General features: G+C 72.4%; 12 protein-coding genes. 3 read left to right on the top strand and 9 right to left on the bottom strand.

Going from position 1 to position 12878, the window contains the following annotated elements; translation table 11 throughout:
- Positions 1-46: 46 nt before the first annotated feature.
- A complete protein-coding gene (locus AC07FK_RS02055; RefSeq protein WP_479101680.1) occupies positions 47-877 on the top strand; it encodes a hypothetical protein in 831 nt (276 codons plus the stop codon).
- On the opposite strand, the gene AC07FK_RS02050 is transcribed toward AC07FK_RS02055, so the two are convergent.
- From AC07FK_RS02050 to ligD, 9 genes are all read right to left on the bottom strand, one after another.
- Entirely contained in the window at positions 878-1345 is a 468-nt protein-coding gene (locus tag AC07FK_RS02050; RefSeq protein WP_479101679.1) for a DUF3291 domain-containing protein, read from the bottom strand.
- A gap of 73 nt (positions 1346-1418) precedes the next feature.
- Positions 1419-2876: a penicillin-binding transpeptidase domain-containing protein gene (locus tag AC07FK_RS02045; protein WP_479101677.1), complete on the bottom strand. Its 1458-nt coding sequence runs from the start codon at positions 2874-2876 to the stop codon at positions 1419-1421.
- Positions 2873-4252, bottom strand: a complete 1380-nt coding sequence (locus tag AC07FK_RS02040; RefSeq protein WP_479101676.1) for an FtsW/RodA/SpoVE family cell cycle protein — start codon at positions 4250-4252, stop codon at positions 2873-2875. The genes AC07FK_RS02045 and AC07FK_RS02040 overlap by 4 nt, the downstream gene beginning before the upstream one ends.
- A 189-nt stretch (positions 4253-4441) precedes the next feature.
- Entirely contained in the window at positions 4442-4810 is a 369-nt protein-coding gene (locus AC07FK_RS02035; protein WP_479101674.1) for an SH3 domain-containing protein, read from the bottom strand.
- 126 nt (positions 4811-4936) lie between these two features.
- Entirely contained in the window at positions 4937-6244 is a 1308-nt protein-coding gene (locus AC07FK_RS02030) for an ATP-binding protein (protein ID WP_479101673.1), read from the bottom strand.
- Positions 6241-7014: a hypothetical protein gene (locus tag AC07FK_RS02025; RefSeq protein ID WP_479101671.1), complete on the bottom strand. Its 774-nt coding sequence runs from the start codon at positions 7012-7014 to the stop codon at positions 6241-6243. The genes AC07FK_RS02030 and AC07FK_RS02025 overlap by 4 nt, the downstream gene beginning before the upstream one ends.
- 85 nt (positions 7015-7099) lie before the next feature.
- A complete protein-coding gene (locus tag AC07FK_RS02020; protein WP_479101670.1) occupies positions 7100-7399 on the bottom strand; it encodes a zinc-ribbon domain-containing protein in 300 nt (99 codons plus the stop codon).
- 84 nt (positions 7400-7483) lie between these two features.
- Complete coding sequence (locus AC07FK_RS02015) at positions 7484-8383, bottom strand: ATP-dependent DNA ligase (protein WP_479101669.1); 900 nt, start codon at positions 8381-8383, stop codon at positions 7484-7486.
- A 5-nt stretch (positions 8384-8388) separates the two neighbouring features.
- Positions 8389-9282 (bottom strand): non-homologous end-joining DNA ligase, encoded by an 894-nt coding sequence (ligD, locus tag AC07FK_RS02010; protein WP_479101667.1) that lies wholly within the window; start codon positions 9280-9282, stop codon positions 8389-8391.
- 52 nt (positions 9283-9334) lie between these two features.
- Here ligD and ku point away from each other — a divergent pair, with 52 nt between their 5' ends.
- Positions 9335-10402 carry a non-homologous end joining protein Ku gene (gene ku / locus AC07FK_RS02005; RefSeq protein WP_479101665.1) on the top strand — a complete coding sequence of 356 codons (1068 nt, stop codon included), beginning with the start codon at positions 9335-9337 and terminating at the stop codon, positions 10400-10402.
- Positions 10403-10654: 252 nt separating this feature from the next.
- Positions 10655-12715: a phosphocholine-specific phospholipase C gene (locus tag AC07FK_RS02000; protein WP_479101663.1), complete on the top strand. Its 2061-nt coding sequence runs from the start codon at positions 10655-10657 to the stop codon at positions 12713-12715.
- Positions 12716-12878: the final 163 nt, after the last annotated feature.

The following is a 12878-nucleotide window of genomic DNA, read 5'->3' as shown; positions in this document are numbered from 1 at the left end:
GACGGCGTGCGGCGGGCGCGTGCGGGCGTGACGTAGCGTTCCGGGCATGACCATGCCGCCGCCCTCCCAGCCCCCCGGTCCGTACGGGCCCCCGCAGCCCCCGCATCCGTACGGCGGGCAGCCGTACGCGCAACAGCCGCCGCAGCAGCCGCAGTTCCCGCAGCAGCCGGGGCAGGGCGGCTGGGGCCAGCCGCCCTTCACGCAGCCGCCGGCGCCGCTCCCGCCGCGCAAGAAGCGCACCGGGATGGTGATCGGCATCGTCGCCGTCTCGCTGGTCGCGCTCGGCGGCGCCGGCTTCCTCGTCCAGCGGGTGTCCGAAGCCGGGTCCGTGGCCACCGGGGCCGGCTTCCCCGCGGCGGAGTACCGGCTCACCGTGCCCAAGACCCTGCTCGACGGTGAGTACAAGCTGGCCCAGGACATGTCGCAGACCCGGGGCAAGCAGGCCCTGGAGGGGACGTACGACGCGAAGGTCCGCAATCCGAAACCGGTCGTCGGGCAGTACACCTCCGGGTCCGCGACCGAGCTGAGCGTGCTGGTCGTCTCCGGCATGTACGGCCAGTTCAAGGAACCGGACGCGGCGCGCAAGAAGATGCTCGAAGGCGCGGAGGACGGTCAGGGGGCGACGCTGGCCGTCCCGGCCAGGGAGATCGAGCCGAAGGGCTCTCCCGTCACGCTGAGCTGCCAGGTCCTGACCGCGGCGCAGAACGGCAGCGACGTCACCCTGCCGATGTGTGCCTGGGCCGACGGCAACACGGGCGCCTCCGTGGCCGTCGTCACCCCCGAGATCTCCCGGCAGGACCCCGAGTCGGTGGACCTCGGGAAGATCGCCGAGATCACCGTCGAGGTCCGGCGGGAAGCCATGAGCAGGATCGGCTGATCACTCCGCGCCGGGGGCCGGGAACGTCGTACGCAGCGTGAAGGCCTCCGGCGTCGGGCCCTGCTCGCGCAGCAGCAGGAGCGCCTTCTCGGCGTCCTGCACGGTCGGGCGGCAGCCCGCCTCCACCCACCACAGGGCCGTCATCGCCTCCTTGACGCGCGCGAACCACTCGTGGCGCCGGCTGAGCAGCTCCCGGTGCCGCCCCTGGTACATGAAGGCGGTCAGGGCGTCGGTGTCGCGCCACACCGTCAGGTTCACGATGAGCCAGTCGTCCCCGAAGATCCGCACGTCCGTCGCGTCGCCCGCCTCGCTCTGCAGCCGCCAGACGAATCCGTCGGCACGGTCGGCCACCGCGTTGACCGGCTCCAGGGCATCGACGAAGTCCTTCAACTCCGGTGAGTCCAGCGGAAACTTCAGGCGCGAGATGTTGACCTGGGCGAGTTCGTACGCGGCGGATTCAGTCGTCATGGCCGCACGATAGGCCGGTGGCACCGGCCCGCACCGGTCGTATCGCGGACCGAGACGGTGACCGGTCACGCACTCAGTCGTTCAGCGCCGCCCGCATCACCGCCCGTGCGATCGGCGCCGCGCTGCCGCCGCCGCTGATGTCGGCGCGGTCCGCCGACGCGTCCTCCACGACGACCGCCACCGCGACCGCCGGCTGACCGTCGCCGTGCTCGTGCGCCCACGAGATGAACCAGGCGTACGGCGTGCCCGTGTTGTCGACGCCGTGCTGTGCCGTGCCCGTCTTGCCGCCGACCCGGACGCCCGGGATGGCGGCGTTCGTGCCCGTGCCGTTCTCCACCACGTCGACCATCATCTGCTGGAGCTGCGTGGCGGTGGCCGGGTTCATCGCCTGGTGCAGGGACTTCTGGCTGTTCCGCGAGACGGTGTCGCCGTCCGCGTCCGTCGTCCGGTCCACCAGGTACGGGGACTTGAGCTCGCCGCCGTTGGCGACCGCCGCCGCGACCATCGCCATCTGCAGCGGCGTCGCCCGGGTGTCGTACTGGCCGATGGAGGAGAGCGCGAGCTGGTCGGCGGTCATGCTGGTGTCGAAGTTGCTGCGGGCGACCCCGGACGGGATCTCCAGCCCGTCGTCGTTGAAGCCGAACTTCTGCACGGTGTCGAGCATCCCGGCCATCCCCACCCGCACGCCGAGCTCCGCCATCACCGTGTTGCACGAGACCCGGATCGCGTACTCCAGCGACGCGTTCCGGCAGCCGCGCGCCTCGTTGGGCAGCGTGGTCCCGGTGCCGGGCAGGACGTACGGCTCGGGCGTCTTCGTCGGCGCGCCGATGTCCGTCACGACCTCCGTGTCGAGCGCCGCGGCGGCGGTCACGATCTTGAAGGTGGACCCCGGCGGGTACGTCTGGCGGATGGCCCGGTTGAGCATCGGCTGGCGCGGCGAGCCGTTCAGCCGCGCCCACGCGCCGGTGACCCGCTTCCCGGTGCCCGACAGCTCCTCGGGGTCGTACGACGGGCTGCTGACCAGCGCCAGGATCTTCCCCGTCGAGGGCTCGACCGCCGCCACCGCGCCCTTGCGGCCGCCGAGTCCTTCGTACGCCGCCCGCTGGACCGCGCCCCTGATGGTGGTGACCACGTCGCCGCCGGGCTGGCGCGAGCGCGTGATCTCGTTCCAGAGGGGGAGCGGGGCGAGCATCGAGTCGGTGCCGGACAGGATGTCGTCCTCGGCGTGCTCGAGAAGGGTCGTGCCGTACGTCTGGGAGGCGTAGCCGGTGACGGGCGCGTACAACGGCCCGTGCGGGTAGGTCCTTTCGTAGCGGAGCTGTTCACCGCTGTCCCGGGAGCCGGTGACCGGCCTGCCGTCGACGACGATGTCGCCGCGCTTCTGCTCGTAACGGCCGATCGTCTTGCGGCGGTTGGCGGGGTTGTCGTCGAGGGCCTCGGCCTGGAAGACCTGGACGCGGGCGGCGTTCAGCAGCAGCGCGACGAGCAGCAGCAGGCAGAACCCGGCCGCCCGGCGGATGTAGCGGATCACTGGTCGGCCTCCACGATGGGCGCGATGACGCCGGTCTCGACGTGCTCGGGCTGTGGACGACGGGCAAAGTCGCTGACCCGGATGAGCAGCGCCACGATGATCCAGTTGGTGACGACGGACGACCCGCCCTGCGCGAGGAACGGCATCGCCATGCCGGTCAGCGGGATCAGGCCCATGACGCCGCCCGCGATGACGAACACCTGGAGGGCGAGGATCGAGGCGAGACCGATCGCGAGCAGCCGTCCGAACGGGTCGCGCAGCGCGAGGCCCGCCCGGTAGCCGCGGGCCACGAGCAGGGCGTACAGCAGGAAGACGGCGGTGAGCCCGGACAGGCCGAGTTCCTCGCCCGCCGTCGCGAGGATGAAGTCGGACTTGGCGGCGAACCCGATGAGGATGGAGTCGCCCGCGCCCAGCCCCGCGCCCAGCATCCCGCCCGCCGCGAAGGCGAAGAGCGACTGCGCGAGCTGGCCGGGGCCCCGGCCGGCGTCGATGGAGGCGAAGGGGTGCAGCCAGTCCTGGACACGGCTGTGGACGTGCGGTTCGAGCGAGCCGACGACGAAGGCGCCGACCGCCGCGAGGAGCAGGCCGACGGCGATCCAGCCGGTGCGGCCGGTGGCGACGTACAGCAGGATCACGAAGAGCCCGAAGAAGAGCAGCGAGGTGCCGAGGTCGCGCTCCAGGACGAGTACGCCGACGCTGAGCAGCCAGATCGCGACGATCGGGCCGAGGACGCGGCCGGTGGGGAGCTGGAGCTTCCAGATCTTGCGGCCGGTGTAGGCGAGGGCGTTGCGGTTCGCCGCGAGGTAGGCGGCGAAGAAGACGGCGAGCAGGATCTTCGCGAACTCGCCCGGCTGGAACGAGAAGCCGCCGACCCGGATCCAGATCTTCGCACCGTTGATGGCGGGGAAGAAGATCGGCACCGTCATCAGGACCAGGGCGGCGGCGACCGAGAGGTAGGCGTAGCGCTGGAGGACGCGGTGGTCGCGGAGCAGGATCACGACGCCGATGAAGAGCGCCACGCCGAGGGTGGACCAGATGAGCTGGGTGGGGGCCGCCTGGTCCTTCGGCGTCTCCAGGTCCAGGCGGTAGATCAGCACCAGGCCGAGGCCGTTGAGCAGGACCGCGATGGGCAGCAGGAGCGGGTCGGCGTACGGGGCGCGGAAACGGACGGCGAGATGGGCGAGGAGCGCGAGGACGCCGAGGCCCGCGCCGTAGCCGGCGGCGTCGGGAGGGACGGCGCCGTTCTTGGTCAGGCCCACGTCGATGTAGCCGTACACGGCGATGAGGACGGCGCCGACGAGAAGCGAGAGTTCCACGCCGCGCCGTCTGGGGAGGCGTACCTCGGGCGGGGGAGCGTCCACCGTCGTTGCGGTCATGTCAGGCAACGTAGCAAGCGAGGGGCCCGTATGTACGTATATGTCGTCCCGTGCGCGAGGAGTCCGAGCCGGCTGCGGCGGCCCACGCGTCGCGAGGAGCGGACCGCGGCTCACGCCCGAGGGTGCGCACGGCGCAGGCCGCGGTCCTCGGGCGTCAGTGGTGTGGCCGGGGATTGGGCCGGCAGTGCGTCAGCACCACCGCGGGACGGCGCCGATGTTCGCGATGTAGTGCGCCGAGCCCCAGGCCCAGGTGCCGTCGGTGAGCAGGTACCAGCGGTCGTTGCCGTGCACGCTGCCGCCGCGCGTCTTGCAGAAGATGTGGACGATCGCGCCGTAGGGCTTGCTGCCGATGACCCGGCTGCCGCGGGTCGGCTTGTCGCGCAGCAGCAGCCCGGACTTGGCTATGACGCGCCCCTTGTACGCGTGGGAACGTTCGGCCGCGGGCGGTGCGGGGTCCGTCGCGGCGAGCGCGGGGCCCGCGGCGGTGAGGGCGGCCACCGCGCCTGCGGCGGCGTACAGGCCGAGCCGGGAAAAGGGAGACCGGGGAAGCAGGGGCATGCTGGCTCCTGGCGGGTGAGGGGCCTTCGTCGCGGCGAAGGGCGGCGAGGGGGCTTCGGTCCGTGACGAACCGGTCCTCGACTCGCCCGGTTCACGCTAGTTTCGTCACCCGGTGATCGCAATCTGTCACTCTGCGTGCGTGCGGGTGCTCGGGTCGCCCAGGCCCTCCTCGCCGGGATCGACCTCGGGCAGCGTCAGCGTCGCCACCGCCCCGCCGTCCGGCGCGTTGGAGAAGGCGAGCCGCGCGCCGATGGCCTCCGCCTGCCCCACGGCGATCGTCAGGCCGAGACCGTGCCCCTTGCCGCCGGCGCGCGGTTCGGTCCTGAAGCGCTGCGGGCCGTGCTTCACCAGGTACGCGGGGAAGCCCTCGCCGTGATCGCGCACCGACACCACCGGCCCGTCCACGGTCAGTACGACCGGCTCGCCCCCGTGCTGGTGCGCGTTGCCGATCAGGTTGCCCAGCACCCGCTCCAGCCGCCGCCGGTCGGTCTCCACGAAGGCGTCCCGCACGATCCGGACCTCCGTCGGGGCCCCCGTCCCGCGCGCCGGGCCGCGCGCCACGCGCTCGGCGAGCGGGCCGATCCGGTGCGCGTCCAGGCAGATCTGCTCGCTGCCCGCGTCGAGCCGCGAGATCTCCAGCAGGTCCTCGGTCAGCAGCCGCATCGCCCGCACCCGGTCCTGCACGAGCTGCGTCGGCCGGCCGGGCGGCAGCAGCTCCGCCGCCGCGTGCAGGCCGGTCAGCGGGGTGCGCAGCTCGTGGGCCACGTCCGCGGTGAACCGCTGCTCGCTCTGGAGCTTGCCCTGGAGGGTGGAGGCCATCGCGTCGAGCGCTCCGGCGACCGTCGCCACCTCGTCCTGGCGGAGTGAAGGCGCCTTCGTACGGCGGTCGTTGACACGGGCGTCGAGGTCCCCCGCGCTGATCCGGCGCGCCACCGCGGCCGTCTGGTGCAGGCGGCGCGTCACGCGGGTGACGGCGAAGACGCCGACGAGCAGCGTCGCGGAGATGGCGAGGAGCGACGAGCCGACGATGGCCCGGTCCAGGCCCGTGATCGTGCCGACGCCCTGGCTGTAGTCGATCTCGGCGGCCATGGCGCGCCGGTCAGCCGGAGCCGCCGCCCACATGGTGGGGCGGCCGTCGTGCTCGCTCACGATCGTGCCGTGCCGGCCGGACAGCGCGAGCCGGCGCAGCGAGGCCGGCAGGCCCTCCGGGTCGATGCCCGTGTCCGGCGGCAGCGGATCACCCGCCTCGTACGCCCGCGTCGCCTCCGCCAGGCGGGTGAGCGCCTTCTCGCGGGCCTGGTTGAGCGTCTGGTGCGTGACGGAGACGTGCACGAGCGCGCCGAGGAGCGCCGCGAGCGCGCAGCACATCACGGTGATGAAGGCCGCGGCCTTCCAGGTGAGCCGCGCGGTCCAGGCGGGCAGACGGGGCCTCACCGGGGACCGCCGGTCCCGGTGGCGGCCGGCGTGGGGGAGCGGCCGGGGGCCGGGGGGACCGTGTGCGAGTGGGAGGGCAGGGGTTCGCCGCCGTCCTGGTGCACCCGCAGGATCTCGTCACTGGTGGGGAGCATGGCGTGCTGGTGGTCGTCCCAGGACCAGGCCGTGCGGAACTCGTACCCGGGCAGGTTCGAAGGGGCCCTGATGATGAGGTCGCGGCCCGCCAGCGAGACACCGATCACCGCGTCGCTGGTGCCCATCACGCGGATGAGCCGCCCCTTCTCGGCCAGGTAGCAGCTCACCGCGAGCTGCCCCTTCGGCAGGGAGACACCGATGATCATCTCGTCCCTGCCGTCACCGGTGAGATCCCGGTAGTACGCCTTGAGCACGGGGCACGCCGTGGGTTTCGCGTCGCACTCCCGCAGCTGTCTCGCCGTCTGCTCGTACACGCCGTCGGGCCCGCTGAGGGTGTCCGGGTCCGCGGCCTGCTCCGCCTGGACGACGGCCACGGGCCGTACCCGGCGCACGTCGTCGCCGGGCACCTCGATCCCGCGCACCGTCTCCGTCTCGCCCTCGCCGTAGTCCATCGGAGGGACCGTGGCGGCGGGCCGCTCGGGCCACAGGCGGGTGGGGCCGACGGCCGTGGGCGTCGGCCCGGCGCTCTCCAGCTCCCCGGCGTCGGCGCAGCCGGACAGCGCCGCCAGCGCCGGGAGGGCCGCGGCGGCGGTCAGGAGCAGCAGTGCCGCGCGGACGGGGCGGTGCGCGCTCAAGGCTCCCCTCGCTTCTCTGCTTCGTGTGGATGCGCCGGTACGGCGCCGGGCCCTGCGCCGACGCGGTTCAGCACGCCGGAACGGCTCAGCGCTGGTACGGATTGCGGCCGGGCTCGGGCGCCTGAACGTGCTCCTGGCCGCCGTCGCCCCGCGCCTGCGTGGCTTCGAGCTGCTGCGCCTGCTCCTTGCCGATCTGCTGCTCGGCGCCGCAGAAGGTGCACTGCGTCGCGTACTTCGTCGAGAACGCGAACAGCGGCACGAAGAACAGCGTGAACTTGCTGACGCGCTTCTTGAGCGTGTGCGCGGCCGGGTTGCCGCAGCGCCCGCAGACGAGGGTGAGTATGGCCAGTTGGTAGAGATAGCTCTTGCTGCCAAAGATGATCATTCGATGACCCCTCCGTGCCGTGATCCGTGACTGCCCTGCTGTCGAGTCTGCACCAACCCCGCGGCTCGCGGCGCCGGGCCCCGCTCACCGGTCGCCGTACCGCAGCCGCAGCACCGTGGACGTCGCGTGGCGGCCCACGTCCTGGCGGACCTCGGCCAGCAGCCCCGCGCCGACCCGCCGGTACGGCACGTCACCGAGCCCGATCGCCACGATCCGCTCCTCGCCCTCGTCCGCCACGCCCGCCAGCGCCTCCCGCGCCTGCGCCCGCACCGTCGGGGTCAGCGGCCTCGACACCAGCGGGTCCGCGTCGCCGGGCAGCACGAGCACCAGCGCCCGCGGCGCCCGCGCGGTCCCGGTGTAGCCGACGACCGCCGCGTCACGCGTGTCCGAATGCCGCACCTTCACCCACGACTTGGCGTCCCGGGGCCGGTAGCGCGAGGCCAGGCCCTTGCACACCAGCCCCTCCACCCCCTGGCCCACCAGCGCCTCGTACCAGACCATCGCCTGCTCGCGGTCCGTCGTCGCCAGCACCCGCTGCACCTGCGGGCCGGCCTCCTCCAGCGCGCCGCCCAGCAGTTCCCACCGTTCCTCCAGCGGCCGCTCCCGCACGTCGCGCCCCGGCACGGCCAGTACGTCGAAGGCGACGTACGCCACCACGACCCCGTCCGCCACCCGCGCCGCGTGCGGGCGCATCAGCTGGGTGAAGGCGAACGCCCCGTCCGCCCAGGCGCACACCTCCCCGTCGAGCACCAGGCCGGCCGGCAGCGCGCCTATCGCGGCGGCGACGTCCGGGAAGTCGGGCGCCATGTTCCGCCCGGAACGGGACTGCAGGACGGCCCGGGCGCCGCCCCGCGCGAACGCCACGCACCGGAACCCGTCCAGCTTGAGGCTGTACTGCACCCCGCCCGCCAGCGCGTTCGCCGCCGGGACCGCCGCCGCCGTCCGCGGCCGCATCACCTCGACGGGCGGTACGACCGTGGCCACGCCGCTCACCCCTTCGGCAGCGGATGGGCGTGGTACGGATCGACCAGCGGGGCGAGCAGGTCGCCGTACCGCTCCAGCCGTACGCCCATGTCCGCCGCCCGGAGGACGAGCCGCTCCGGGTGCTTCCTCCCGTCCTCCACCTCGTCCCAGGTCATCGGCGCCGACACGGTCGGCTCGGCCTTCGCCCGGAGGGTGTACGGCGCCGCCGTCGTCTTCGCGGCGGCGTTCTGGCTGAAGTCGACGAAGACCTTGCCCGGCCGCAGCGCCCGCGTCATCCGGTGCACGACCAGCTCCCCGAGCGCCTCCTGCGCCTCCAGCGCGAGCTCCTTCGCGTACGCCGAGACCCGCTCGGACGGCGTCGGCTCCAGCGCGGCCAGCAGGTGAAGCCCCTTGGAGCCCGAGGTCTTCGCGAACGTCTCGATGCCGTCCCGCGCGAGCCGCTCGCGCAGCCACAGCCCGACCATGCAGCACTCCGCGATCCCGGCGGGCGGGCCCGGGTCGAGGTCGAGGACCAGCCGGTCCGCGACACCGGGCTCCGGGGCGAGCCACTGCGGCGTGTGGAACTCCACGACCAGGTTCGCCGCCCACATCAGCGTGGGCAGGTCCTGGACGACCACCTGCCGCGCCGGCTGGCCCTCGGTGCGGACGACCGCAGCCGTGCGCACCCAGTCGGGCGTACCCTGCGGCGGATTCTTGGTGAAGAAGAGCTGTCCCCCGGGGCCGTCCGGATAGCGCAGGAACGAGACGGGCCGGTCGCGCAGGTGGGGGAGGAACGCGTCCGCGGTCGTGGCGTAGTAGTGCAGCACCTCGCCCTTGGTGGTCCCGGTGGCGGGATAGAGGACCTTGTCCAGATTGCTGAGCGCCAGGCGCCGCCCCTCCACCTCTGTGATAGGCGACATACGATGACAATCTCATGTATTCATTGGTAAAGGCGTCTCAAGGGGGCGAAACGTGCGATCCATCTGGAACGGTGCCATCTCCTTCGGTCTGGTCAGCATCCCGATCAAGCTGGTCAACGCCACCGAGCACCACTCGATCTCCTTCCGCCAGATCCACACGGCCGACGGCGGCCGGATCCGCTACCGCAAGGTCTGCGAGCTCGACGGCGAGGAGATCCCGGCGTCCGAGATCGGCAAGGGGTACGAGGAGCCGGGCGGCGGCATCATGCCGATCACCGACGACGACCTGGCCGCGCTCCCGCTGCCCACCGCCAAGACGATCGAGATCGTCGCCTTCGTGCCTGCGGCCCGGATCGACCCCCTCCAGATGGACTCGGCGTACTACCTGTCCGCGAGCGGCGCTCCCGCCGCCAAGCCGTACGTCCTGCTGCGCGAGGCGCTCAAGCGCAGTGACAAGGTGGCCGTCGCCAAGTTCGCGCTGCGCGGCCGTGAGCGGCTCGGCATGCTGCGCGTGGTGGACGACGCCATCGTGATGCACGGGCTGCTGTGGCCCGACGAGGTCCGGGCGCCCGAGGGCGTCGCACCGGAGACCAGGGTGACGGTGCGGGACGCCGAACTCGACCTGGCGGACGCGCTGATGAACACGCTGGGCGAGGTCGACCTCGACACCCTCCACGACGACTACCGCGAGGCGGTCGAGGAGATGATCGCCGCCAAGGCGTCCGGCGGCGAGCTTCCCGCCGAGGCCGCGCCGGCGGCGGTCGGCGGCCAGGTGATCGACCTGATGGCGGCGCTGGAGAAGAGCGTACGGGCGGCGAAGGAGTCGCGCGGCGAGGGCGGGGCCGGGGGCGAGGGCGAAGGGGTCGCCGAGGTCACGCAGATGGCGCGGGGCAAGGAGAGGGGCGGGGCGGCGTCGTCCTCGGCGGGCGCGAAGAAGAAGCCGGCGGCGAAGAAGCCGGCCGCGGCCAAGAAGACCGCGTCCGCCGCCGGGGCGACGAGCGCCGCGAAGAAGTCCGCCTCGGCGTCCGGCAAGCAGGCGGCGGGGCAGAAGCAGTCGCAGGCGGCGGCGAAGAAGACCACCGCCAAGAAGGCGGCCCCGAGGAAGCGCACGTCGGCCTGACCTCCGGATCGCGCGCGGGCACCTCGGCCCGACCTCCGGATCGCGTGGGGGCGGATCGCGCGCGGGCGGATCGCGCGCGGGCACGTCGGCCGGGAGCGTCGTCCACCCGTCGCCGTAACGCCGTGGGCGGTTTGTGCGGCGACTTTTCACGGTGAGGCCATCGCCCCTTCCCTGCCTCTTCCCTTCCGTTGAGTCCTCTTGGAACATTCTGTTCGCTTCTGTCTCCTCACCCCCCCAAGAGGCCCCACACTCATGCCAGAACTCAATAGGCGCCGCTTCCTCCGGATAGCCGGCGCGACCGCGGGCTTCGCCGCCCTGTCGAGCAGCATCGACCGCGCCGCGGCGATCCCGGCCGCCCGCGTCTCCGGCACGATCCAGGACGTCGACCACATCGTCGTGCTGATGCAGGAGAACCGTTCCTTCGACCACTACTTCGGTGCGATGAAGGGCGTACGGGGCTTCGGGGACCCGCGTCCCGTGTCGCTGCCGAGCGGCAAGCCGGTCTGGCACCAGGCGGACGGCAGCAAGAAGGTGACCCTGCCGTTCCACCCCACGGCCGACGATCTGGGCATGCAGTTCCTCCAGGGTCTCAACCACGACTGGGCGGGCGGCCACAAGGCGCTCAACAACGGCAGGTACGACCAGTGGGTGCCTGCCAAGACGCCGACGACGATGGCGTACCTGACCCGTGAGGACATCCCCTTCCACTACGCGCTCGCCGACAGGTTCACCGTCTGCGACGCGTACCACTGCTCGTTCATCGGAGCCACCGACCCGAACCGCTACTACATGTGGACGGGACACACCGGCAACGACGGCGCGGGCGGCGGCCCGGTCCTGGGCAACGAGGAGGCGGGGTACGGCTGGACGACGTACCCCGAGCGGCTGGAGAAGGCCGGGGTGTCGTGGAAGATCTACCAGGACACCGGTGACGGCCTGGACGCGGCCGGGCACTGGGGCTGGATCAGCGACGCCTACCGGGGCAACTACGGCGACAACTCGCTCCTGTACTTCAACCAGTACCGCAACGCCAAGCCCGGCGACCCGCTGTACGACAAGGCCCGCACCGGCACCAGCGTCAAGGACGGCGACGGCTACTTCGACGACCTCAGGGCCGACGTCCAGGCCGGCAGGCTGCCGGAGATCTCGTGGATCGCCGCCCCGGAAGCCTTCACCGAGCACTCCAACTTCCCCTCCAACTACGGTGCCTGGTACATCGCGCAGGTACTCGACGCGCTCACTTCCAACCCCGAGGTGTGGAGCCGTACGGCCCTGTTCATCACCTACGACGAGAACGACGGCTTCTTCGACCACATCGTCCCGCCGTACCCGCCGGCCTCCGCCGCGCAGGGCAAGTCCACCGTCGACACCACAGCCGAGCGGTACGCGGGCGGCGCCTCCTACGCGGCGGGCAACTACGGCCTCGGCCCGCGCGTCCCCATGCTCGTCGTCTCCCCGTGGAGCAAGGGCGGTTACGTCTGCTCCGAGGTCTTCGACCACACCTCGATCATCCGCTTCATGGAGCGCCGCTTCGGCGTGCACGAGCCGAACATCTCCCCCTGGCGGCGTGCGATCTGCGGCGACCTGACCTCGGCCTTCGACTTCGCCGCCCCCGACGCGCGGCCCGCCGAGCTGCCCGGCACCGCCGCGTACGAGCCGCCGGACCGCGAGCGCCACCCCGACTACCGGCCGACCCCGCCGGCCGTCGGCAGCATGCCCAGGCAGGAGCCCGGCGCGCGTCCGGCCCGCCCGCTGCCGTACGCGCCCTACGTCGACGGCGCGGTCAACACCGGCGACGGCCGGATCGCCCTGACCTTCAGCCCGGGAGCGGTCGCGGGAGCGCAGTTCTACGTCACGTCGGCGAACCGCACCGACGCCCCGTGGACATATACCGCCGAGGCCGGGAAGAAGGTCTCCGACACGTGGAACTCCGCGTACTCCAAGGGCACGCACCACCTCACGGTCCACGGACCGAACGGCTTCCTGCGGACCTTCCGCAGCCCGGCCACCACCGTCTGCCCGGAAGTGACGGCCCGCCACAACGCCGCCACCGGCAACCTGGACCTCACCCTCACCAACCCCGGCACCACGACCGCCCACCTCACCGTCACCAACGCCTACGACGGCCGGCCGCAGACGTTCGCCGTGCGCGCCGGGGCCACGGTCACGCACACGGCGGACCTGCGGGCCACCAGGCGGTGGTACGACGTGACGGTGGTCTCCGACACGAACGCCACCTTCCTGCGCCGCTTCGCCGGGCACGTGGAGACCGGCGCGCCGGGCGTGAGCGACCCGGCCACCCTCACGGCCTGACGTCCACGAGGGCGGTCACTCCCACGGCCTGACATGCGCGGACAGGACGAGAGGCACCGCCCAGGATCTGGCGGTGCCTCTCGTTCCGCGGGCCCGATCCGCACCCGGGCCCGATCCGCACCCGGGCCCGATCCGCACCCGGGCCCTCCGCGCCGGGCCGTCC

The sequence above is a fragment of the Streptomyces sp. NPDC046122 genome (genome assembly GCF_056429965.1).
The sequence above is the reverse complement of the archived record's forward strand: the minus strand, read 5'-3'. Positions and strand labels throughout refer to the sequence as shown.

Bases quoted from the DNA above. Each gene is read 5' to 3' on its own strand.
- AC07FK_RS02040 (WP_479101676.1), bottom strand. From the start codon at position 4,252: ATGACCGCAACGACGGTGGACGCTCCCCCGCCCGAGGTACGCCTCCCC.
- AC07FK_RS02000 (WP_479101663.1), top strand. From the start codon at position 10,655: ATGCCAGAACTCAATAGGCGCCGCTTCCTCCGGATAGCCGGCGCGACC.
- ligD (WP_479101667.1), bottom strand. From the start codon at position 9,282: ATGTCGCCTATCACAGAGGTGGAGGGGCGGCGCCTGGCGCTCAGCAAT.
- AC07FK_RS02035 (WP_479101674.1), bottom strand. From the start codon at position 4,810: ATGCCCCTGCTTCCCCGGTCTCCCTTTTCCCGGCTCGGCCTGTACGCC.
- AC07FK_RS02020 (WP_479101670.1), bottom strand. From the start codon at position 7,399: ATGATCATCTTTGGCAGCAAGAGCTATCTCTACCAACTGGCCATACTC.
- AC07FK_RS02055 (WP_479101680.1), top strand. From the start codon at position 47: ATGACCATGCCGCCGCCCTCCCAGCCCCCCGGTCCGTACGGGCCCCCG.
- AC07FK_RS02050 (WP_479101679.1), bottom strand. From the start codon at position 1,345: ATGACGACTGAATCCGCCGCGTACGAACTCGCCCAGGTCAACATCTCG.